This window comes from Ruegeria sp. AB5 (assembly GCF_056542645.1).
Genome location: NZ_JBQGAE010000012.1, coordinates 106,452 through 129,549, shown reverse-complemented (window position 1 = coordinate 129,549; position 23,098 = coordinate 106,452). Strand labels below are relative to the sequence as shown.

Annotated in this window: 20 protein-coding genes, 1 tRNA gene and 1 riboswitch; of the genes, 7 read left to right on the top strand and 14 right to left on the bottom strand. The window is 58.1% G+C overall.

Annotated elements, in window-relative coordinates; translation table 11 throughout:
* Positions 1 to 128 precede the first annotated feature (128 nt).
* From ACR0L4_RS18115 to ACR0L4_RS18095, 5 genes are all read right to left on the bottom strand, one after another.
* Positions 129 to 758 (bottom strand): DUF3726 domain-containing protein, encoded by a 630-nt coding sequence (locus ACR0L4_RS18115; protein WP_480514472.1) that lies wholly within the window; start codon positions 756 to 758, stop codon positions 129 to 131.
* Positions 755 to 2,443, bottom strand: a complete 1,689-nt coding sequence (locus ACR0L4_RS18110; protein ID WP_480514471.1) for a hypothetical protein — start codon at positions 2,441 to 2,443, stop codon at positions 755 to 757. The genes ACR0L4_RS18115 and ACR0L4_RS18110 overlap by 4 nt, the downstream gene beginning before the upstream one ends.
* 4 nt (positions 2,444 to 2,447) lie before the next feature.
* Entirely contained in the window at positions 2,448 to 3,422 is a 975-nt protein-coding gene (locus ACR0L4_RS18105) for a membrane dipeptidase (protein WP_480514474.1), read from the bottom strand.
* The gene (locus ACR0L4_RS18100; protein ID WP_480514470.1) at positions 3,422 to 4,903 is read right to left on the bottom strand and encodes an aldehyde dehydrogenase family protein; all 1,482 of its coding nucleotides are present in this window, start codon (positions 4,901 to 4,903) and stop codon (positions 3,422 to 3,424) included. Before ACR0L4_RS18100 ends, ACR0L4_RS18105 begins: the two co-directional genes overlap by 1 nt.
* A gap of 181 nt (positions 4,904 to 5,084) precedes the next feature.
* Positions 5,085 to 5,160 (bottom strand) — tRNA-Thr (locus ACR0L4_RS18095).
* Between the two features lie 246 nt (positions 5,161 to 5,406).
* On the opposite strand from ACR0L4_RS18095, the gene ACR0L4_RS18090 reads away from it, so the two are divergent.
* The 4 genes from ACR0L4_RS18090 to arsB are packed head-to-tail and all read left to right on the top strand — an operon-like array spanning position 5,407 to position 9,515.
* The gene (locus ACR0L4_RS18090; protein WP_480514469.1) at positions 5,407 to 6,234 is read left to right on the top strand and encodes an arsenate reductase/protein-tyrosine-phosphatase family protein; all 828 of its coding nucleotides are present in this window, start codon (positions 5,407 to 5,409) and stop codon (positions 6,232 to 6,234) included.
* A gap of 1 nt (position 6,235) precedes the next feature.
* On the top strand, positions 6,236 to 7,234 hold the full coding sequence (locus tag ACR0L4_RS18085; RefSeq protein ID WP_480514468.1) for an ArsJ-associated glyceraldehyde-3-phosphate dehydrogenase: 999 nt from the start codon (positions 6,236 to 6,238) through the stop codon (positions 7,232 to 7,234).
* Positions 7,231 to 8,496, top strand: coding sequence for an organoarsenical effux MFS transporter ArsJ (gene arsJ, locus ACR0L4_RS18080; RefSeq protein ID WP_480514467.1), 1,266 nt, complete (start codon positions 7,231 to 7,233; stop codon positions 8,494 to 8,496). Before ACR0L4_RS18085 ends, arsJ begins: the two co-directional genes overlap by 4 nt.
* Positions 8,493 to 9,515 carry an ACR3 family arsenite efflux transporter gene (arsB, locus tag ACR0L4_RS18075; protein WP_480514466.1) on the top strand — a complete coding sequence of 341 codons (1,023 nt, stop codon included), beginning with the start codon at positions 8,493 to 8,495 and terminating at the stop codon, positions 9,513 to 9,515. Before arsJ ends, arsB begins: the two co-directional genes overlap by 4 nt.
* Before the next feature lie 17 nt (positions 9,516 to 9,532).
* Here the strand turns inward: arsB and ACR0L4_RS18070 are convergent, their stop codons facing one another.
* The 8 genes from ACR0L4_RS18070 to secA form a co-directional block, all read right to left on the bottom strand.
* Positions 9,533 to 10,183, bottom strand: coding sequence for an energy-coupling factor ABC transporter ATP-binding protein (locus ACR0L4_RS18070; protein ID WP_480514465.1), 651 nt, complete (start codon positions 10,181 to 10,183; stop codon positions 9,533 to 9,535).
* Positions 10,180 to 10,962, bottom strand: a complete 783-nt coding sequence (gene cbiQ / locus ACR0L4_RS18065) for a cobalt ECF transporter T component CbiQ (protein WP_480514464.1) — start codon at positions 10,960 to 10,962, stop codon at positions 10,180 to 10,182. Before cbiQ ends, ACR0L4_RS18070 begins: the two co-directional genes overlap by 4 nt.
* Positions 10,962 to 11,549: a cobalt ABC transporter permease gene (locus tag ACR0L4_RS18060; protein ID WP_480514463.1), complete on the bottom strand. Its 588-nt coding sequence runs from the start codon at positions 11,547 to 11,549 to the stop codon at positions 10,962 to 10,964. Before ACR0L4_RS18060 ends, cbiQ begins: the two co-directional genes overlap by 1 nt.
* Positions 11,546 to 12,157, bottom strand: a complete 612-nt coding sequence (gene cbiM / locus ACR0L4_RS18055) for a cobalt transporter CbiM (protein ID WP_480514462.1) — start codon at positions 12,155 to 12,157, stop codon at positions 11,546 to 11,548. The genes ACR0L4_RS18060 and cbiM overlap by 4 nt, the downstream gene beginning before the upstream one ends.
* A gap of 6 nt (positions 12,158 to 12,163) precedes the next feature.
* Positions 12,164 to 12,949: a DUF4198 domain-containing protein gene (locus ACR0L4_RS18050; RefSeq protein WP_480514461.1), complete on the bottom strand. Its 786-nt coding sequence runs from the start codon at positions 12,947 to 12,949 to the stop codon at positions 12,164 to 12,166.
* A gap of 132 nt (positions 12,950 to 13,081) precedes the next feature.
* Positions 13,082 to 13,284, bottom strand: a riboswitch (cobalamin riboswitch).
* 226 nt (positions 13,285 to 13,510) lie between these two features.
* Entirely contained in the window at positions 13,511 to 15,067 is a 1,557-nt protein-coding gene (locus tag ACR0L4_RS18045) for a phosphate ABC transporter substrate-binding/OmpA family protein (RefSeq protein WP_480514460.1), read from the bottom strand.
* Positions 15,068 to 15,091: 24 nt separating this feature from the next.
* Entirely contained in the window at positions 15,092 to 16,006 is a 915-nt protein-coding gene (locus ACR0L4_RS18040; RefSeq protein WP_480514459.1) for a hypothetical protein, read from the bottom strand.
* Positions 16,007 to 16,106: 100 nt separating this feature from the next.
* Positions 16,107 to 18,824 carry a preprotein translocase subunit SecA gene (secA, locus tag ACR0L4_RS18035; RefSeq protein ID WP_480514458.1) on the bottom strand — a complete coding sequence of 906 codons (2,718 nt, stop codon included), beginning with the start codon at positions 18,822 to 18,824 and terminating at the stop codon, positions 16,107 to 16,109.
* 176 nt (positions 18,825 to 19,000) lie between these two features.
* Between secA and ACR0L4_RS18030 the strand changes: the two genes are divergently transcribed.
* The 3 genes from ACR0L4_RS18030 to ACR0L4_RS18020 are packed head-to-tail and all read left to right on the top strand — an operon-like array spanning position 19,001 to position 21,476.
* Positions 19,001 to 19,849 (top strand): peptidylprolyl isomerase, encoded by an 849-nt coding sequence (locus ACR0L4_RS18030; protein ID WP_480514457.1) that lies wholly within the window; start codon positions 19,001 to 19,003, stop codon positions 19,847 to 19,849.
* Positions 19,850 to 19,854: 5 nt separating this feature from the next.
* Positions 19,855 to 21,081 (top strand): bifunctional glutamate N-acetyltransferase/amino-acid acetyltransferase ArgJ, encoded by a 1,227-nt coding sequence (argJ, locus tag ACR0L4_RS18025; protein ID WP_480514456.1) that lies wholly within the window; start codon positions 19,855 to 19,857, stop codon positions 21,079 to 21,081.
* Positions 21,078 to 21,476 carry a (deoxy)nucleoside triphosphate pyrophosphohydrolase gene (locus ACR0L4_RS18020; protein WP_480514455.1) on the top strand — a complete coding sequence of 133 codons (399 nt, stop codon included), beginning with the start codon at positions 21,078 to 21,080 and terminating at the stop codon, positions 21,474 to 21,476. The genes argJ and ACR0L4_RS18020 overlap by 4 nt, the downstream gene beginning before the upstream one ends.
* A 212-nt stretch (positions 21,477 to 21,688) precedes the next feature.
* Here ACR0L4_RS18020 and ACR0L4_RS18015 read toward each other — a convergent pair whose 3' ends face one another.
* A complete protein-coding gene (locus ACR0L4_RS18015) occupies positions 21,689 to 22,633 on the bottom strand; it encodes an FkbM family methyltransferase (protein WP_480514454.1) in 945 nt (314 codons plus the stop codon).
* Positions 22,634 to 23,098 lie beyond the last annotated feature (465 nt).

Genomic DNA, 23,098 nt, shown 5'->3' with positions numbered 1-23,098 from the left:
CCGCAACCAATACCCGCACAGCACGTTCGATCTACAAACACTCCACCCGACCGTTTGAAACTAGATCTCACATAATCAGATCAATAACCTGAAGGGCAGAGGTTCAAACTCTCAACCGAAGTGTTTTCTCAGTCATTGTCGGAAAGGTCCGAACCTGCGCCAAGGAGACGGGATTCCTCGGTTGCAGGCACGTACGTACGATGTGCAAACCGGTTCAGAATGTCCCAATCCTGCGGGGCAGGATAAGCGCGCCCAACCTGCGCGCGCGGGGGAATGGACATATCACCAAGTGAAACGATGACTTTGTGTGCCTTGACGGGCAATTCGTTCGGGGTCGCGAGGCGATCCCCATCGGTCAGTGCCGGCACACCATCCATGTCTACTTTCAAAACCTCTTGCAATATATTGGCCGCATAAGATGCAAAGGGCAGCAGAAGGGCAGGCGCGGCGATGTCCCGTATCTCGATAGGGCCTGTCTTGAGCAAGCGAGCGCTGTCCGACAACAAGGGCCCTGCAAACAAGGGGCATAAATCCCGTGTGTTCTGCCAGGGGCTATCAATTTGCAGGGGATGGTGCGCTTTTGGGTCCGATGCGAGCCCTCGCTCAAGCAATCGGGCCAGAGTTCGGGCGCCGTCCAACCCTTGCTGGCAAAGCCAGCGGGTTGCTTTTGCGGCCTCTTCGGCCTGACCCCAGTAATAACCTGCACCACGGGTGGCCCGTTTTGCAGTTGCTTCTACCTCATTTAGCGAAAAGATCATGCCGGAGCCTGAGGGTAGACCCAAAAATCGGCGTTGTCGCAAGTCAGTTCTTCCGGGTAAGGCGCACCGGAATACATGCAAATGCGGACCCAGCGATCAGAACGCGGATCGAAATGCGTTGCGCCAAAGAAAGACAGCTTTGCCCGCAACATATCAATAGGCAGTATTTTTGACCCAATCGTATTGTCGCGAATTTCGCCGTAGGGCGCGCTTGGAGCCATTTGAACACGTCGGATGGCGTGGCGATGTTCCGGATGGCGCAGCAGGAATTCAGCCACGGGCCTGGCATCTTCCCAGTTTTGAAGTGTGTCATAAGCAGCCGCAGCATCCCGCGCCGGCGCCAAGGGTTGCTCGTAATCCTCAATCGGTTCTTCAAACCGTTCCCCCAAGCGGGGTTCCAGCTTTTCTTCTGACACATACCAGGCACGGGCGCAGTTTTCTTCAGCTTCCCAATCCAGAGTCAGAGCCCAGCCATAAGTGTTCCGGATCAGATCGCGTACGTGCCGGATTGGCATGGCTCCGTTGATGACAAACGCGTCCGTGCGGCTATCTGCCATACACGAGGCCAATCCATCCACAAGGGTGTCATACGGTTCCAGAATGAGCGAAGCCAGAAATTCCTGACCTTCTTCACTGAGCGCGGTTTGTGACCAGATTACCAATCGGTCCCATGGGCGATGTTCTGTCAGGCCATCTTGCGCAAGGTACTCGGCAATTGCTCCCACATCGGCATTCAGGGCCTGAAGTTTTGCGACCTGTATCGGATGTTGAGACTGCCACCACGAGATCGACAGCTGGCTACGCTTGAAAACGTCGTTGAAGGTTTTGATCTCGGAATCGCTGGCCACATCAACCGCACGGACCCGCGCGATTGCCTCTTCGCGTGCCATGATCCAATTGTTGAACAAAACCGGGTGATTGACGATGAATGGCGCCATGCCAAGTCCGGTCGAATTCCCAATTCCCAACCACCGAGCGATGCCCGGATCAAGTTCTGCCGCCTGATCACCACCTGCGATATTGGCCATGTGCTGAACCAAATCGCGGACGAAGGTTCGGGTCAGGAAAACCGACAGCATTTCAACCTGAAACGGCGCCTGGGTTTCTGGACGGTCGGCAACTTTCTCTCGATCTGCGGCTCCAAATTTGCCCGAGCCGTAAACAGCAGTTGTGCGCATCAGATAGCCGACCTGGTAGATCTGCTGTAAATCGGGTTGTTGCCCTGCAGCGAGGGCTGCAACGACATGATCCCACAGTCTTACCGAGCGGTTGGCGCGCGACAACGAAAGCTCGTTTTCGCTTATCCGTCCGGCCTCTTGCAGCGGTACGTTTTGCGAAAGACGCTGGATATCAGCCTCGGAGGGGACGCCATCGAACAAAGCAAAGGTGGCATCCCACGCTTCGGCAATCACACGGTCCGATCGTTGTTCAGGCGGCAGGTCATGCGCGAAAGCGACCAATGAATATGCACGGTCCGGCCCATGGGCCGTGTAGACAGCCCTACCCACTCCATTTGCATCAATGTCGAAGACAGGGCGTGAGAAGGACCAGTTTTCCCGGGCCATGCGGCGGGTCAACTGCCGCATGAAACTCAGCCGACACTGATGCAACGACCCCAGCCGCGACAATCGCATGACGGTTGCGGGGTCTCGCCGTTCGACCTGTGCCTGTACGTCCGTCTCCATTCAGCTATCCTTGAGCTATGAAGCTCTGGTCAAAGAACCTATACCAGTTTCCCCCCATGATCCCGGCGACCTCGTCGTCGTTCATGCCAGTGGCACGCAGACCGGATTCGATGTTTCCAAAATCGCGGTTGTCGTTGAACCAGGCTGGCATGGGCGGGAAACCGGGGGCTGCGGCAGAGCCTTCGCCGTAGTCGATTTCCTTGGTCCACCGGCCAACGCGCATCCATTCGACCACGCTGTCAGGCTGATCCTGACACAGATCCGTGCCAATCCCGAGATGTTCTGCCCCGTAGGTTTCAGCCGTCCGCGCGATCATCTCGCAAAAGCTTTCAAGGGTACAATCCGACTTGTCTTTCAGGTGATGAGGATAGACCGAAAATCCCAACATCCCACCGTTTTCTGTCACAGCGCGGATCACTGCATCGCGCTTGTTGCGCAGGGCGGGGGACCAATCGAACGGGTTTGCGTGGGTGATCGCAATCGGACGCTCGGACAGTTCAGCCGCTTGGATGGTTGATCGGTCCGCCGAGTGGCTCATGTCCACCACAAGCCCAACCCGGTTCATTTCCTTGATCACCTGACGTCCCATGCGGGTGATCCCGGTGTCTTCGGCCTCATAACAACCCGTCGCCAACAGCGACTGATTGTTGTAGGTCAGCTGCATGAACCGCGCGCCCAGCGTGTGCAGGATCTCGACCAGACCGATGTCATCTTCGATAGGCGACGGGTTCTGAAAGCCAAAGAACACTGCCGTGCGCCCGGTTTCGCGCGCGTTGTCAATGTCGCTGGCCCATTGCCCTTTCACGATCAGGTCCGGATATTGTTCGAACCACCGGTTCCATTGTTCAAAGTTCAGAACGGTTTCGCGGAAATTCTCGTGGTAGGCGATGGTGACGTGGATCGCATCCACGCCCCCTTCGCGCAGTTGCCGAAAGATTTTTTCGGACCAATTGGCGTATTGCAGCCCGTCGATCCGCATCACATCGGCTTTCCGGCACTGATATAGGCGGTCTTGACCGTCGTGTAGAACTCGGCGGCGGCCTTGCCCTGTTCACGCGGGCCATATGAACTGTCACCGCGGCCCCCAAAGGGCACATGATAATCGGTGCCCGCGGTGGGCAGGTTCACGGTCACGACCCCGGTGCGCGCGTTGCGGCGGAAATGCGTGGCGCGGGCAAGGTTTTGCGTGACAATGCCCGAGGTCAGGCCGAAATTCGTATCGTTGACGGTGGCCAGAGCCTCATCATAGCTGCCGACCTTGATGACCGAGGTGAGCGGTGCAAACATTTCTTCCCGGTTGATGCGCATATCGTTGGTTGTGCTCAGGAAGACACCGGGGCTCATGTAGTAGCCATCCTGCGGCATGTCCAAACGCTGACCGCCGCAGGCCAGTTCGGCACCTTCGGATTTGCCCAGATCAACATAGGCGAGATTCTCGGCCAATTGCTGTTCACTGACTACGGGGCCCATCTGCGTTCCCTCTTGCAGCGCGTGACCCACTTTCATCGCCTGCGCACCAGCCACCAGTTTTTCGACAAACGCATCATGAACAGTGGCATGAACGACCAAACGCGACGACGCGGTACACTTCTGACCGGTCCCTCCAAACGCGCCACCCAATGCCAGCGAGACGGCAAGATCGAGATCGGCATCATCCATCACGGCCAAGGCGTTTTTCGACCCCATCTCCATCTGCACCTTGGTCAGGTTCTGAATGGCTGCCGAAGCAATTCCCTTGCCCACCGGGACCGACCCGGTGAACGAGATGGCGTTGACCTTTGGGCTATCCACCAGCCGTTGTCCGATCGACCGGCCCGACCCCATGACAAGGCTGAACAGGCCCTTTGGAATGTCCTGACGACATATGATCTCTGACAATGCCACGGCTGAGGCTGGGGTGATGTTTGCGGGTTTCCAGACCACGGCATTGCCATAGCACAATGCCGGAGCGATCTTCCAAGAGGCTGTCGCGGTCGGAAAGTTCCACGGGCTGATGACGGCGACAACCCCGACGGCCTCACGGCGCACGTCGATCTCGATATCAGGCCGCACTGAATCTGCATTCTCACCGATCTGACGCAGGCATTCGGCCGCGTAGTAGGTAAAGAACTGCCCGGCCCGAAAGACCTCACCCTTTCCTTCCGCAAGCGGCTTGCCTTCTTCGCGACTGAGCAGAGTGCCCAGTTCTTCGGCGCGCGTAATCAACTCGTTGCCGATATTCAATAGAACCGCTTGTTTACGCTCGAGCCCATAGGCCGCCCACTCGGTTTGTGCCACGCGCGCCTGATCCAGCGTCGCCTCCAGCTGATCCGCGCTGGCCTGGGCAAACATGCCGACCAGATCGCTCAGATCCGAGGGGTTTCGGTTTTCTATTTCACTTTCACCGGCAAGCCATTCGCCAGCGATCAGGTTTAAGTTGGTCACGATGGCCCTCAAGACAAAGAAAGGTTTGGGCACCATGGCCCTCGAATGCAGTTTCAGTCAAACGTGAATCGGTTCAATTCAAGACAAATGACCGAAACTGATCCCGAATATACTGAGCCGCAACGCTGTGTCGCCTCGCAGGCGTTTAGCGTGACACTTTCCCGGCCTTGAGGTTGAGTTTTGCACGAATGTCTGGCGGTGACACTCACTGGATGCCTGGTGCCGCTGAAGGGACTCGAACCCCCGACCCCATCATTACGAATGACGTGCTCTACCAGCTGAGCTACAGCGGCACCGTTAGTGTCCCGGACCTGGTTCTGACCGGGGGCGCAGCTTCGTTTAAACCTTCAGTTCTGGTCCTGCAAGCCAAGATACTCATGTTTCAGATCTTGCGTCTCACACCAAAATCTGGGGCGCGTTCCTTCGCGCAAATCCCCAAATCGCTGTGTGCTATCTCGGGACGGTTTCGTTTGTGAATTTTATGTAACAACATCAAAGTCGCTTTGACTCTGCATCATTTTTTCAATATTTCATGAAATATGATAAAAGAGATCACCGATCAACTGTCCATACTGGGCCATCCGCAACGCATCACGGTCTTTCGCATGTTGATGCGACGGTTTCCTGACACTGTGCCGGCGGGCGAGCTGGCATCCGAGTTGGATATCAAGCCCAGCACCATGTCGAACTATCTGAATGCGCTGCAACGGTCCGGGCTGGTGACGCAACAGAGATCCGGGACATCCCTGCTTTATTCCGTCGATATGGCGAAAGTGCAGGCGATGCTGGACTTCCTGATTGTCGACTGCTGCCGGGGTCGTCCCGATATCTGCATGCCTTTCACACAAGGAAATCAAGACATGACTGACCGCAAGTTCAACGTCCTGTTTCTATGCGTGGGCAATTCCGCCCGTTCGATCTTTGCTGAGACGCTGCTGCGCGATCTGGGGGATGACAGGTTCACCGTCTATTCCGCCGGAACGCAGCCCGCGTCCGAATTGAACCCCTTTGCTGTGCAAGTGCTGCAGGACAAAGGGCACGACACCTCGGTCCTGCGCTCCAAGCATATGTCGGAATTTGCAGCCGACGGCGCGCCGGAGATGGATTTTGTCTTTACCGTTTGCAATCAAGCCGCAAACGAAGAGTGCCCGGCCTGGGAAGGCCAACCGATCAGCGGCCATTGGGGCATGGAAGACCCGGTAAAAGCCACCGGAACCGATGCCGAGAAAAGCCTCGCCTTTCAAAACGCCTATGGCGCGCTGAAGCGTCGGATTGAGGCGTTTACCTCTTTGCCGGTCGAAAGCCTCGACCGGATCGCCCTACAATCTGCTGTCGATGATATCGGCAGAACCTCTGTCGGAGACTGAAATGACCACATATGCTGTGAATGGCTTGGGCCGGATGGGAAAGCTGGCCCTGAAACCGCTGTTGGAGAAAGGCGCCAAGATCGCCTGGATCAATGACGCGGTCGGAGACGCCGAGATGCACGCGCATCTTCTGGAGTTCGACACGGTTCATGGCCACTGGGACGCCACTTTCGAACATGACGACGACAGCGTCACCATCAACGGCACCCGCCTGCCCTTCATCGGCACCAAGGACCTGAGCGCCCTGCCGCTGGGCGGTGTCGATGTGGTGATCGACTGCACCGGTGTCTTCAAGACCGAAGCCAAGCTGGCCCCCTATTTCAAGGCGGGCGTGAAGAAGGTTGTTGTGTCGGCCCCGGTCAAGGACGGCCCGACCGCCAATATCGTGATGGGTGTGAATGACGACATCTACGATCCGGCGACCCATCAGATCGTGACTGCAGCCTCCTGCACAACGAACTGTCTGGCCCCGGTGGTGAAGGTCATCCATGAGAATCTGGGCATCCGCCACGGCTCTATGACTACGATTCATGACGTGACCAACACTCAGACCATTGTCGACCGTCCCGCCAAGGACCTGCGCCGGGCGCGCTCGGCGTTGAACTCGTTGATCCCGACCACAACCGGCTCGGCCACGGCGATCACGCTGATCTACCCTGAACTCAAGGGGCGTCTGAACGGCCACGCGGTGCGGGTTCCGCTGTTGAACGCCTCGCTGACCGACTGCGTTTTCGAGGTTGAGCGTGAAACCACCGTCGAAGAGGTCAACGCCTTCTTCAAAACCGCCGCCGAAGGTGAATTGAACGGCATTTTGGGCTACGAGACCCGCCCGCTGGTCTCGACCGACTACACCAACGACGAACGCTCCTCGATCGTGGATGCGCCGTCGACCATGGTGGTGAACGGAACGCAGGTGAAGATCTACGCCTGGTATGACAATGAGATGGGCTATGCCCACCGTCTGGTCGATGTGGCGCTGATGGTTGGGGCCTCGCTGTGACCGACCGGCCCGAGGGGTTGTCGGCCTATATCGCGGTCACGGCGGCCTATTGGGCCTTTATGCTGACCGATGGGGCCCTGCGGATGCTGGTCCTATTGCATTTTCATACGCTGGGTTTCTCGCCGGTGCAGCTGGCCTATCTGTTTGTCCTCTATGAAATCGCAGGGATGGTGACGAACCTTGCAGCGGGTTGGATCGCGGCTCGGTTTGGCTTGACCTCGACGCTCTATGCCGGGCTGGGCTTGCAGGTGGTGGCGCTGCTGGCGTTGACGCAACTAGACCCTAACTGGGCGATTGGCGCATCTGTGGCCTTCGTCATGATCGTGCAAGGCGCAAGCGGAGTGGCCAAGGATCTGGCCAAGATGTCCTCGAAATCCGCGGTGAAACTGTTGGCCCCGACCGAGGGCGGCGGGCTGTTTCGCTGGGTGGCGGTGCTGACCGGATCGAAGAACGCTGTCAAAGGTCTGGGCTTTCTGCTCGGTGCGGCCATGCTGGCGACGCTGGGCTTTCAGGCAGCGATCATCGTGATGGCAGTCGTTCTGGCGGTGATCCTGTTCGCGGTCATCCGCTTCATGCCCCCCGGTCTGCCAAAGGGCCGCAAGGGCGCGAAGTTCTCTGAGGTCTTTTCGAAATCTGCCAACGTCAACTGGCTGTCCGCCGCGCGGGTCTTTCTGTTCGGGGCACGGGATGTCTGGTTCGTGGTCGGTATCCCGATCTATTTCTACGCGGTCCTTTCGGATGGCACAGAGGAAGGCAACCGCACCGCGTTTTTCATGATCGGCACCTTCATGGCGTTCTGGATCATTCTGTACGGCGTCATTCAGGCCAACGCACCCAAGATCCTGCGGGCGTCGAATCGGTCCGAGGGCGATCTGATCCGCGCCGCGCGCAATTGGGCATCGGGTCTGTTCTGCGTCCCTGTGGCTCTAACATTGGTCGTTATGCTATCTTCAGGCCCCGAGACCTGGCTGACAATTACGCTGGTCATCGGCCTGCTGGTCTTTGGTGCGATCTTCGCCATCAACTCTTCGCTGCATTCCTATCTGATCCTTGCCTTCACCCAATCCGAACGGGTCACGATGGATGTGGGCTTTTACTATATGGCCAACGCAGCGGGGCGCCTTTTGGGCACCGTCCTGTCAGGCTTTACCTACCAGATCGGCGGTCTGCCTCTTGTGCTGGGTACGGCCTCGGCGATGGTGGCGTTGGCCGCGCTGATTTCGGGCAAGCTGACCGACCAGACAACAGGGGCATACCTGTGAGCATCTTCGAACGTTACCTGACGGTCTGGGTCGCCGCGGCCATGGTTGGCGGCGTGTTGATTGGGCTGGTCGCACCCGGTCTGGTCGGTCTGGTGGCGTCGGCCGAGGTGGCCAGCGTCAACCTTGTTGTCGCCCTTTTGATCTGGGCCATGGTCTATCCGATGATGGTCGGCGTCGATTTCCGCGCTGTTGCAGGCGTCGCCCGCCAACCGCGTGGGTTGATCGTAACGCTTGTGGTCAACTGGCTGATCAAGCCCTTCACCATGGCATTGCTGGCGGTGGTGTTCTTTGACCATGTCTTTGCGCCGTGGATCGCGCCGGAAGATGCCGCGCAATACACCGCGGGTCTGATTCTCTTGGGTGCGGCGCCCTGCACTGCGATGGTTTTTGTCTGGTCGCAACTCACAAAGGGTGATCCAACCTATACGCTGGTGCAGGTGTCAGTGAACGACCTAATCATGGTCGTGGCCTTTGCGCCCATTGTGGCGCTGCTGCTTGGCGTGACCGACATCTCGGTCCCCTGGCAAACGCTGGTTCTGGCCACAGTGTTGTATGTGGTGTTGCCGCTGATTGCAGGGTTGTTCACCCGCCGGAAACTGGGATCGCAAAAGGCAATCGATGCTTTCTCGACCCGAGTCAAGCCATGGTCGATCATGGGCTTGATCGCAACCGTCGTGATCCTGTTCGGCCTTCAGGGCCAGACCATTTTGTCCAAACCCATGGTCATTGTCCTGATTGCCGTGCCGATCCTGATCCAAAGCTACGGTATTTTTGCGCTGGCTTACGGGGCTGCCTACGCGCTGAAGGTCCCGCACCGGATCGCGGCCCCCTGCGCGATGATCGGGACATCGAATTTCTTTGAGCTGGCGGTCGCCGTAGCCATCAGCCTGTTTGGGCTGCATTCAGGCGCGGCACTTGCAACCGTGGTCGGAGTTCTGGTTGAAGTCCCGGTCATGTTGTCTCTGGTTGCCTTTGCCAATCGCACCCGTTCCCGGTTTCGGGGCGTCGCTTCGCAATAGGAGCTGCACGCTTGCAGCTACCTCGGAACCAGCTTGCCGTCTTGCAAGTCCAACCGGTCTGGGGCCAGCGCGTCGCGAAAGGCGGGGGAATGACTGACCAGCAGGATCGCCTGTGGCAGGGATTGCAGAATCTCAAGCAGGCGGGCTTCGTTCTTGATGTCCAGGGCATTGGTTGGCTCATCCAACAGCAATGCTTCGGGCTCCATCGCCAGAACCGTGGCCAGCGTGATCAGGCGCTTTTCGCCACCTGACAATTTGTGGGTGGTGCGGTCTTTCAGGTGCATCAGATCAAGATCGCATAGCACCCGATCAACGACGGCCAACGCTTCGTCGCGTGTCTTCCCCAGATTCAGCGGCCCAAACGCGATATCCTCGGCCACGGTCGGACAGAAAAGTTGATCGTCGGGGTCCTGAAAAACTAGGCCGACGCGGCGACGCACCTCATGGAAATCGACCTCGGCCCGGCGCGGTTTGCCAAAGACCGTCACAGTGCCAGCGGACGGGCGTTGCAAGCCGAGTGTGATCCGCAACAGCGTGGATTTACCTGCCCCGTTCGGACCGGCCAGCGACAGGCGCTGCCCGGCATTCAGGTTCAGACTGGCCCCATTCAGAACGGGCGCCTGACCGGGATAGGCAAAACAGATGTTATCCAGTGCGATAAGCGTCATGCCAAATCCAGAATGATCAGTGCCGCGCAAAGCATGCCCAGCCCGAGACCAAAAGCAATGTCGCGGCGGGTCAGAGCGTATTCCTGCAGCAACAGCATACCGCCAGAGAACCCGCGGCATTTCATTGCCTCCAGAATGCGTTCGGATCGCTCAATCGCTCTTACCAGCATCATCCCGACCAGATACCCAAAAGCGCGATACGTGTGCCAGTTTGTCCCCGGTCGGAAGCCCCGTACCTTCATCGCAGCCCGCAGGCGCAGGTATTCCTCGTGCAGGACATCGATATAGCGGATCGTGAACATCAGCAGATGGACCAAAGTCTCGGGGCAGCGCAGCCGGTGCAGCGCGTGGCCCAGCGTGACAGGCTCCATCGTACCAACAAGCACCATCAATGCCAGGATCACAGCGTTGGCGGTCAGCGCGATTTCGACCGCCTGCCAAAAGCCCTGCCAACTGGCGGCAAAGCCCCAGATCGTGAAGATCGGGTCGCCCGGCACCGAAAACGGCAAGATCACCAGCATGAACATGATAAAGCCGTCCATCATGGCCATGCGTTTGAGCGTCTTGCGCCAGGGCAGCCGGGACAGCACCAGCAAAGACAACGCGATCATCAGTGCGGCAGCAAGTGCGACAAGGGACGACAGGGCAACCACCACGACCGCAAAGACACAAGCCATAACGATGCGCATGCGCGGATCAAGCGCGGCGATCAAACCCTGGCGACCGACCGTGCCAGCCTCGGCGAGTGTTCTTTCCTGTGGTCCGAGTACGTGCGCCATCAGGGTGCCAGTTTTCGTCTTGCCGCAAGATAGAACCCCAGCCCGAACAGACCAAAGATATAGCCGATGCCGCCCAGAACGGTCTGGAAATCATTGTGCTCTCGATAGGCAGCGATCTCGCGGCGTAGGGGGCGCAACTCGTCTCGGACAAGTTCCGCGATGACCTCACGTTCTTCAGCGCTGAGAGAGGCCACAGAGACGCCGCCGGATACAGGTTCTGATACATGCCTTTCGGGCTCGGTGGCAGTGTCCGAAACGGCTGCAACACCCATGATTTCGGCCACGTCTTCCGCAGACATGGTCACTTGGGCCACATGTCCCGCTCCCAGATCGGCAAAGAATGTGTGCGCCACCGCTGCGGTCGGAATGTAGACGAAGAACCCGTCCGCATCCGTCATTGTGCGGCCCAGTTCGCTCCCATCAGCGTCGGTTACGACAATTTTGGTGTCCACGGCCATGGTGCCATTGGAGAACCCGATTTCCCCTTCGATGGCATCGCCAGACGCAAATATCCCGGCGATTACCTTGTGGGCAAGCGCCGGAAGCGGAACGCAGCAAAGGGTCAGGATGAGCGTCAGCTGCTTCATGCGGCAAACCTTGTCACAAACAATTCCGGTTTTACCTTGCGCGCCAGCAGGACGGCAAAACCGGTCAGCACAGCCTCGATGACCATCACGGGCATATGCGCAAAGAAGACAAGCTTGGCTGCGGGCAGGAATTCGTCCCCCGACAAGGCAAGTGAGAGACCAACCATGATCGTTGTGACAGCTATTGCGAAAGCGCCGCCAATACCGCCCCAAATCGCACCAAACACTGGTGTTCCACGCCCGATCAGGGGCCTGAACAACAGACCGGCCAGGACTGCCGGAAGTGCAATATTGAACGTGTTGATCCCCAGTACGGTCAAGCCACCAAAGCCAAAGAAGACCGCCTGCAGCAACAGCCCCACAAACAAGGCCGGAAAGGCTGCCCAGCCGAGCAGAAGCCCGGCCAGACCATTGAGTATCAGATGCACCGAAGACGGCCCGATCGGCACATGGATCAGCGAGGCCACAAAGAAACTGGCAGACAGCACCCCGGCGGTCGGGATGCGGTCCAGATCAAGCGATCTCAACCCAATGGCGATCCCACCGGCGGCTGCGACGGCTCCGCCGATCACGACCGGGTTGGACAGGGCACCATCGACAATGTGCATTCGCGCTTACTCCATATCCCAGGCGCGGATCCAGATCACCGCATCCTGGCTCAGTTCTTTGCCCTCATGCCGGGTTTGTGGACCCGACCCAAGTGCTGCAAAGCCCCAGTATCCGGCTTTCGGAACACCAAATGAGAAATAACCATTGGCATCCGAGAGAGCGACAACAGCACCACCGGGCATCGGCGACACGGATGGATCAGTCGAGGCTGCGCTGTCCATGTTCGGTTCAGCCGCCATGTATTCGATCTCGATCTCTGCGCCAGCGACCGGTTCGCCATCGGCCAGGACCTGTCCAGTAAAGGTCGAGCCTGCGATGATGTTGTAGGGCTTGTTCAGCGGGACAATTTCGGTTTCCAGACCAACGGGGTTCATCCAGTCGGTCGGCAATTGGTTACGGTTCAGGAAGGCCTTGGTAAGCTGCTGGATGTAGACATCCTCGGATTCCTCGTAGTAGGGCTGAGGCACCGTGACCATGACATAGTCGCCCGAGCGTTTGACGGGCACCGATCCTTTGAACCCCGTGCCTTCGTTTTCCGGGCTGGAGAACAGAACAGGTTCCAGCGTGCCCAGCAGGTCGGTCTTTTCACCGTTGTGGATCACAAAGAATTCCTGCGGTTTTTCCAGATCCATCACATGACCGTTTTCAAACGGGTGCCAGAAAATCAGCTTGACCGGCACGTTACCGGGTGCATCGATCATGGTGTCCGTGGTGTATTCCAGAAGAAAGTGCGCCTGTGCCATTGCAGGAAATGCCAGCGCAACAGCAGCCGTGCAGAGCAGCTTTTTCATGAGGTAGTCTTCCTTGTCCCGTCGTGCCAACCCCGGCACGTTTCATTGCTTGACGCAAAGGCGAACGAGACCAACTGCCCACGTTCCGGGCACCGGCCCGACGCACGCCCCGGCGTCGGTGACGCACCCTTTTCCGAGGGCGCATATCCGGCAGGTCTCCTGACTTGCGGGTCAAAGCATCGGACTGGCCTTCCCGGGATATCCCAGTGGCATATCAGCCCTGCTCACCGCTTACAGTTGCGGGGGCAGTTGCGGCATTGGGTGATCATTTGAAAAACCCGCACCGCATTCCCTTTTATCCGGGTAAACCCGGAACCGGACACAGAAACGCTCATGGCAGAGTTTTCCCTCGGCAGTCAACCTGTATTCACAAGGCGTTGGATTCAGCGCAGATTTGGCGACGGACAAGACGTGGGCAGCGCCTTTCTGAGGGCGCGCAACAGCCTGATTTTATTCAACTTAGTCATGCGCGTCTTGGCATCGGCCCTCGCGACAGGATTGAAAAAGGCAATCTCCGTTCACGTTGAGGCGGGCGATCAGGCGTCAGCTCGCCACAGCGTTTCATTCAATCCAGACCTCGACGCGGCGATTCACCTTTCGGCCCCATTCGGTGTCATCACACGCCATGGGCATAGCCTCTCCGAACCCTTCTGTTGTGATTTCGACGCTTGGGGGGATCTCGGTTTCAACCGCCGCCAGAACTGCATTGCGGACCGTTTGAGCCCGCCGCAACGCGATCCGGGCATTACTGCTGGCCGCGCCATCCCCGTCGCTGAAGCCGGCAAACACCAGCTTGCGGGGCATCAAACCGCCCGTCTCAAGCGCATGAGCCAGTTGCAGGATGTTGGACCGTGATTGCGCATCCGGGCGAGAGCTGCCTGGCTCAAACCGGAAGGATATGGACAGGCGCGTCAGCGGGCGCAGGGCGGCGATCATGCGTTGCAGCTCATCCAGGCCGACCTCTGCACCGCCCGAGACGATGGCGTTGGCCAGACGATCACCCTGCAGGCCGACCGGCAAGGTTTCCGGCGCCTGATCCACAAGCCCGGCCTGTCGTATCGCCAACTGGGCGTCCGGCGATCGGCTGTAGGCCAGGAACTGGCGTGCGATACGCGGTAGGCGGCGCTGCGGCAGGTACAGAAACATCGGCGAAGTCAACGGGTAGTCTTCTGTTTTGATCGATTGGCGGGTCGCTGCAAGCGCGTGGCCGCAGCCACCGGTCAAAGGCAGGGCGCGCGTGGTGTCCGAACCAGCTTGTGTCGTGATGCCGATTGCAAAAGGATCACTGGTGACCGCATGAATCAGATCGCGGTTTCGGGCGTGTCGGAACGCTGTTTTTGACACTTGCGCATTGGCCGGACGCAAAAGCTGGTCTTCAACGTCCTGTGACAGGCCCGATCCGATATCCGGCATGTGCAGGGCGATTGGGGCATCAGGCCCGCCCAGATCGATCCAGTTGGTCAGGTCTCCGGACAGAACCTGCACCAGATCCGCAGGTGATATCTGCCGAATTGTGTTTTCGGGCGCGACCACCGGGACGATTGCATCCAGCGCAACAATCCGCGCGCGCTGAGGGCGGGTCAAATCACCCAGGCCCGCAGCTTTGGCCGCGTCAGTTTCGGCGTCCCGGATTTCGCGCTGGGCCATGACAATATCAGCAGCGTCACCGAACAGGTCCGAAAATCCCTGATCTGTTGTGCCCACGTGAAAGAAAAAGCGCGCCAGAGGGGCAGTGCGCCCGGGCTGGCTTATCTCATAAGCAAAGCTGCGTTCATCTACACGGGTTGGTGTTGCGGTCAGGCCTTCCTGTCGCGCAAAGCCGATGATCAGCGCGGGCAGAACCGTCTCTGCCATGACCGAGGACCCCGAGAACCGGATCTCGGCCACGAAATCGGTCAGGCTGGGGCAGGCGGGACCGTCACAGGTGACGCCCGAGCCATCGATTGTCAGCTCTCCGAACCGGGTGTCCACCCGGTAGAACTCGCCGTCGAAGCCCAGCAAAGTGCCGGTGACTTCAACCTTGCCATCATGGGATGTCAGGGTGATGTCCTGCGCTGCAGCCATTACCGCTAGCGCCACCGAGAACAGTGCGGCCAGCGCCGCACGGAAAAGTGTCATGTGAAAGTCGAGCCTGCCTGCGGGTTACTTTGCCGCGATTGTCAGGTCTTGGAACAGATTATTCAACACCAGAAAGTCACCCAAATGAGAGCAGGTCGGCATTGTCAGTGTCAGATCGCGAGATCGCAAGCGATGGTCGCTGCGCAGTTCCAGGGACTGGACGCTCAGGTCGCGTCCGCAATTGGCCTCGGTCACCTCGGTCTCGACCGTCAGTGCCACCGAACCGGATTGGTCAGAGCGTGCTGTGGGGAACGAATAGACTTGAACATTCTGCGCGTCGCTGAACTGGGGCGATCCGAGGTGAACGACGGAACCCGCCCCCTGGGTTTTGGCGTTGGCCCAGATATGCCCTTCTTCGCCATAGGTGGCCCCGAATTCCAACGCGTGGATTTGCAGGTCCGTCTGGCCCTGCCATTGCAACGCGACCCGGTCATACTGGTCGATGTCCATGATGTGAGTGGTGGCGACTGTACCCGTTTGATCCTTGAATGAAATCAGGAAAATCGCGTATTCGGACAAGGCCGGAAGAGACAGGTCCAAACTGCCGTTTTCATCGGTTTGTTGCGTGACGGTCAGGCCACTATGATGAATTTCGACACGTTCATTGCTGTGGCAGGGCGCTTTGACTTTCAACCGCGCATTTGCACCGGTCTGAGCCGTGGCTCGGGCACTGATGCTGCAATTGGTCTGCTTTTGCGGCACATCAGGCGAGGCGCGCAGGTCGCGCTGAGGGGGGTCAACGTCAGTGGGGGTTGAAGACGTCAGCACAATATGTTCGAGCCCGGCCATCACCGAAGCCTGACCGGCGGTAGATGCCACAGATACAGCACCCTGCGCGCCATCAGGCTGCGCAGCGGTTCCATTCTGCATCAAGTAACCAATGCCCAAGGCACATGCGACTGTGCCACACATGGTCACGTAGTTTCGGACTACAAACAAAACACCCTCCCCAGTTGAAGGAGCGAGTCGCACTCTCGTTAACAATCGCGGCTAATTTGTGGCCGCGAGGCGGAGTGATTGTGTTTGGTTTATGATGACGTTAGGTCAGCCTGCCATGGCAATGCTTGAATTTCTTACCCGAACCGCACGGACATTTGTCATTGCGGGACGGATTACCCCAGGTTGAAGGATCGTTTTCGTCAAATCCGGGAAGCGCATCGCCTGACGCGGCAGCCTCGGCCTTGGCTTCCGCCTGGCCAGCGGCCTGATCCACCGCCGCCTGAGCTTGCGCCTTTTGAGCGGCCATTTGCGCCAACATTTCTTTTTGCTCTTCTTCGGTCAGCGGACGTACGCGTGACAGCTGCTGAGTCACGGTTTCGCGCAAGGAATCCAGCATGCTCTCGAACAGCTGGAAGCTTTCGGTCTTGTATTCGTTCAGCGGATCGCGCTGGGCGTACCCCCGGAACCCGACGACCGAGCGCAGATGTTCCAGCGTCAGCAGATGCTCGCGCCATTTGCCGTCGATGGTCTGCAGCAGGACCTGTTTTTCGATGTTGCGCATGTTCTCGGGGCCGAAGGCGACAGCTTTCTGTGCCATCAGTTCATCGGTGGATTTTATCAGACGTTCGCGAATGATCTCGTCATCCACACCCTCTTCGGCGGCCCATTCGATAAGCGGAACATCTGCGCCCAGTTTTTCAATAACTGCAGCATAGAATCCTTCGACGTTCCACTGGTCGGCATAGGATTTCGGCGGCATGTATTCGTCGATAAGGTCGTCAATCACCTGTTCGCGCATATCCGAGACGATTTCGGACAGATCGTCGGTCGACATGATCTCACGCCGCTGACTGAAGATCACCTTACGCTGGTCGTTCATCACATCATCGAATTTCAGAACGTTCTTGCGCATGTCAAAGTTGCGGCCCTCGACCTTGGACTGCGCCCGTTCCAGTGACTTGTTGACCCAGGGGTGGACGATCGCTTCGCCTTCTTTCATACCCAACGTGGTCAACACCTTGTCCAGACGTTCCGAGCCGAAGATGCGCATCAGATCGTCTTCGAGGCTCAGGTAGAACACCGTGCGGCCCGGATCGCCCTGACGGCCCGAGCGGCCGCGCAGCTGGTTGTCGATGCGGCGGCTTTCATGGCGCTCGGATGCCATGACGTAAAGACCGCCTGCGTCCAGGACCTTTTGCTTTTCTTCCGCGTGCTTGGCTTCTTCTGCGGCGCGCAGTTCGGTAGGGTCGGCTTCGGGATTCTCGGCCAGCGCCTGCAGAACCTTCAGTTCGACATTGCCGCCCAGCTGAATGTCGGTACCGCGACCGGCCATGTTGGTCGCGATGGTCACATTGCCAAGACGACCCGCATCGGCAACAATCTGCGCTTCTTGCTCGTGCTGGCGGGCGTTCAGGACGTTGTGTTCGATCTTTTCCTGGGTCAGCATCTGGCTGAGCACTTCGGATTTCTCGATCGAGGTTGTGCCAATCAGCACCGGCTGCCCTTTTTCGCTGGCCTCTTTTGCCTCTTTGATGATGGCGCCGTACTTCTCCAGTGCGGTGCGATAGACCTGATCGTCTTCGTCCAGACGGGCGATCGGTTTGTTGGTCGGGACCTCGACCACGCCCAGACCGTAGATTTCCTGGAATTCCTCGGCTTCGGTCAGCGCCGTGCCGGTCATGCCGCCCAGCTTGTCATAAAGGCGGAAGTAGTTCTGGAATGTCACGCTGGCCAGAGTCACATTCTCGGGCTGGATCTGAACGCCTTCCTTGGCCTCGACCGCCTGGTGGAGGCCCTCGGACATGCGGCGTCCCGGCATCATCCGACCGGTGAATTCGTCAATCAGAACGACATTGCCATCGCGGACGATATAGTCCTTGTCACGTTGGAACAGCTTGTGCGCACGCAGACCCTGGTTGACGTGATGAACGACGGTTGTGCTCTCGGGGTCGTATAGGGAATGCCCTTCGGGGATCAGACCATTGGCCAACAACTGCTGTTCAAGGAACTCGTTGCCTTCATCGGTGAAGGTTACATTGCGGGATTTCTCATCCAGAGTGAAATGTTCGTCACTCAGCAACGGGATCAGAGCATCGATGGCAGTATACAGGTCCGATCGATCCTGCGACGGCCCTGAAATGATCAACGGTGTCCGCGCCTCGTCGATCAGGATCGAGTCGACCTCATCCACAATCGCGAAATTGTGGTGTTTTTGGTAGATCTCGGCCAGATCGGCCTTCATATTGTCGCGCAGATAGTCAAAACCCAGCTCGTTGTTGGTGGCGTATGTCACGTCACAGGCATAGGCGGCCTTTTTCTCGGCGTCGGGTTGTCCCGACCAGATCACACCGGTAGTCATGCCGACAGCACCAAACACCTTGCCCATCCATTCCGAGTCGCGCTTGGCCAGGTATTCGTTCACGGTGACAACATGCACGCCTTTGCCGGTCAGTGCGTTCAGATAGGCGGGCAGGGTGGCAACAAGGGTCTTGCCCTCACCCGTCTTCATTTCCGAGATATTGCCCTGATGCAGGAAGGCGCCGCCCATCAGCTGCACGTCGAAGGCCCGCAGGCCCAGCGCGCGTTTGGCGCCTTCTCGAACATTGGCAAAGGCTTCGGGCAACAGATCGTCCAGGTCTTCCCCATCCAGCGCGCGTTTGCGCAGTTCGGCGGTCTTTTCGATCAGGCCGTCATCGGACAGTTTCTCGAACTCGGGTTCCAGCGCATTGATCTTTTCGATCAGGGGGCGGGTCGCCTTGATCTTGCGGTCGTTCGGCGTTCCGAAGACCTTTTTGGCGAGCGTTCCGAGTCCCAGCATGTTCACTCCAGCGGATCTGTTCTTGTCGTGGTTGCGACAGGCTTGCCCACCTTGCGCGCAACCCATAGATACGGGGGGTGAAAGGCGGCCCTGTCCAAGGCTTCAAAGCGATGTAAGCGGCAGGTTCTAAAGTGTCAACGCCGCGCCCCGTCGCGGCAAAGAAATAGGATTGATCCATGCCCAAAGGCCTCACTTTTCTGCCATCGCTGGCCCTGACTGCCGTGATGGCGCTGCCATTGGCCGCCGAAACCAAGCCTGATGCGGGCACGGTCATCGCGAATGTGAACGGGGATGAGATCACCCTGGGGCATGTCATCGCCACCGTTGCGGCCTTGCCGCCGCAGTATCAGCAGATCGAGGATGACGTACTGTTCGACTTCGTGGTTGAGCAATTGGTCCAGCAGCAATTGCTCAGTCAGCAACAAGAAGACCTGACGCGCCAGAACGCGCTGACGCTGGACAACGAAACGCGGTCTCTTCTGGCGGTTCAGACCGTCAGCGCACTGACCGACGATGTCGTGACCGACCAGGCAGTTCAAGCCGCCTATGACGCGCAATTTGCCGAGTTCGAAGGCGAAGACGAGTTTGAAGCCAGCCACATTCTGGTCGAGACCGAGGACGAAGCGAAAGCGATCAAGGTACAACTGGATGACGGGGCCAATTTCGCCGAACTGGCGCGCGAAAACTCGACCGGGCCATCCGGGCCAAATGGGGGCGCCCTGGGCTGGTTCGGCAAGGGTCAGATGGTGCCGGAATTCGAAAATGCGGTTCTGGCGCTTGAAAAGGGTCAGATATCGGATCCGGTGCAGACCCAGTTCGGATGGCATCTGGTGATCCTGAACGACAAGCGCAAATCCGAGGCCCCGGCCCTGGAAGCAGTGCGGGACGATCTGGCTCAGACTCTTCAGCAAGAGGCGATCCAGGCGCATATCGACGAGCTTACACAACAGGCCCAGATTGAACGCTCAGCGTTAGAGGGTGTAGGTCCCGAGGTTATCCGCCAGCTGGACCTGATTCAGGAGTAACGCCTGTGGCCACGATCACCAATATTTCACCACTGGCCCCGGCCGGTTTCCCTGACCTGCCCGCGATTGATGGTGTGCGTTTTGCCACCGTCGCGGCCGGCGTGCGATACCAAGGCCGCACCGATGTGATGTTGGCCGTACTGGACCCCGGCACATCAGTGGCAGGCGTATTCACACGATCCGCCACTCGCGCCGCGCCGGTGCTGGATTGTCAGGACAAGATTGGCAAGCCCAATGATGGGCCTGCGGCGATTCTGGTGAACTCGGGCAATGCCAACGCGTTCACCGGCCACTACGGCCAAAACTCGGTCGCTGAGGTGACGCAGGCGGTTTCCAAATCCACCGGTGTTCCGGTCGAGCGGGTGTTCACCTCGTCCACCGGCGTGATCGGCGAACCGCTGCCGCATGATCGCATTGTCTCGCAGCTCGAAGCGTTGAAATCGGGCCTCAGCCGCCACGCGATCGAGGGCGCGGCGCGGGCGATCATGACCACTGATACCTTCCCGAAAGGCGCCTCGGCTCAGGTCGAGATTGAGGGCAAAACAGTCTCTATTGCAGGGATTGCCAAGGGGTCCGGCATGATCGCGCCGGATATGGCGACAATGCTGGTTTACGTCTTCACCGATGCCTTGGTCGAGCAATCGGCGCTGCAGGCGCTGCTGGGCGCTCAGACGGATCGCACGTTCAACTGCATCACCGTGGACAGCGACACCTCGACCTCGGACAGCCTGATGCTCTGCGCCACGGGTGCCTCCGGCGTGGATGCCACCGGCAACGCGGCCTTTGCCGAGGCGCTGGAATCCGTGATGCTGAATCTGGCGCAACAGGTTGTGCGAGACGGCGAAGGCGCGACCAAGTTCGTGGAAATTCGTGTGACCGGAGCCGCCTCGGATGCGGATGCCAAAACCCACGGGCTGGCCATCGCCAATTCCCCACTGGTGAAAACTGCGATTGCCGGAGAGGACCCGAACTGGGGCCGCGTGGTCATGGCTATCGGCAAATCCGGTGCGGCTGCGGATCGCGATCTGCTGAGTATCTCTTTCGGCGATATTCTCGTGGCCGAGAAAGGCTGGGTCAGCCCCGATTACCGCGAAGAAGACGCGGCCGCCTATATGAAGGGCCAAGACCTTGTGATCGCGGTCGATCTGGGGCAGGGGCAAGGCAAATCCACCATCTGGACCTGTGACCTGACCCACGGCTATATCGAGATCAACGCGGATTATCGCTCGTGAAGACCCTGTTAGTGTCTGCTGTCGCCCTGATCGACATTGAGGGCCGCGTCCTGCTGGCCCAACGCCCCGAAGGCAAATCCATGGCCGGTCTTTGGGAATTCCCCGGCGGCAAAATCGAACCCGGCGAAAGCCCCGAAGCAGCCCTGATCCGCGAATTGCACGAGGAACTGGGGATAGACACCTGGACCTCCTGCCTCGCGCCGCTGACCTTCGCCAGCCACAGCTATGACGATTTCCATTTGCTGATGCCGCTGTTTGCCTGCCGCAAATGGGAGGGCATTCCGCAGTCGAAAGAAGGTCAGGCGCTGAAATGGGTGCGCGCGAACGATCTGCGCAACTACCCGATGCCAGCGGCGGATGTGCCGCTGATTCCGATTTTGAGGGATTGGTTATGAGTGCCCTGACGCAGGTTGCACGCTCAAGGCTCAAGATTGACAAAAACAAACTCATCATCCGGAGTTGGAGCCCCATCGGACCGGCACATCATGCCAGCAACCGCTACCAGCAAAGGCCGACAGCGCAGGTAGCTGGGCTTGGAATTGGATCCGGCGCCGGCATTTTGTCTTTGCTCCCTGCGGCAAAGGGCACCACCAATAGCGAACTTAATTCAGCGCAATACCCTGTCGGGTAACTGAGAAACGTACCTATCCACATCCTCGGTCAAAATCTCTCCACGTGTCGCCAACTCTGACAGGCACAAACCAGCGAGATCGAAAGCGCCAATGACGCTATCGGCCAAGATGCAGAGTTTGGACAGCTGCTCGTTTGAGAAATCCCGCATTCTTCTCGGATCTCGGATAAAGAACGCGTCTCCATCAACAACTTGGGAGAACGCACGGCGACGCAACATTTTCCGAAGCGAGCGTTTGCCCAGCACTTTCTTCAAGAAGTCGAAACTGTGAAAAGTAAATCCCTGACCGCGTAGCTCATTTTCAAGATCTCCGAATGTCGGCTCGTCCTCGTACAATGGAAAAAAACGGACCTCTGTTTGAACGACCAGCGCATTTGAGAGTTTGTTGCGTGCGTTGCTGATAACGTCCAGTTCCCCTCCTTGAATGTCTATTTTCAGAAAATCTACTGGTTGCACTTCATCCAGATCATCCAAACGTTCAGTCATGATTTCTTCGGTTCGCGCCACTTTCATGGGCCTTACAAATCCAAGGTATTCCGCGCTCGACTGATCGGGTTTGAAAAGGGACGTGAAACCGGAATGCCGTGTCAGATAAAGGTTTTGAGCACCGCCGCCGCCGATCGCCTTGCAATAGTAGGTTTCATTGGGAGACGCCTGTTTTACTAGCTTACTATGGGCTTCGGAATTTGGTTCAAAACCTACCACCTTGGCCAGGCCATAACCCAGAAGACTTGAATAGGATGGATCGCCTTCGATCGGATTTGCGCCAACGTCAACAACTCTTATCGCCGAGAAGTCCTTTAGCAAATTGACGAGCCAAGCCAGCCGCTCAGGGCGCTCTGCCCCTGCAGGCGGTGTATCAGAAGGCGGTTTGTTCGTGTGAGGCAGCGCCGCCGTCACGTGTTTTGGGGAATCTTGCATAGCGCGTCTCAACCTATGTTTGGACCAGCTTGTCTTACCGCTAGGCTGTTTTTTTGAGCAAGTGCGTAGGGTTTGCAGAGAAGCAGCGTCGTTAAAATACACATTCGTAGCCGTAGAGGGTGGTGACCTCAAGTCCACGGCTATGTTCAGCAGTTGATAAGTTGGCACCGGAATCGACAGAAACGGCTTAGTGCACCTGCGCATATTGGGTCCGTGCGACGCTAAGCTATAGTCACGCGAAACTCCGAAGTGAGACTCCGATTTCTGTTGGCGCAGGTATATTGAACATTGAAATGAGCGCGGATAGCACGAACCAGAGCTGCGATACTACAATAACAATCAGACCGATATTGCCCAGCAAAGGTACACCCGAACCAGCGGGGCGCGTGTCCGTGAATGCAGTAACTGAGAACAACGAATGGCCCAATGCCCAGCCAAGACCCGCGGTCCAGAACCTGCGGATTT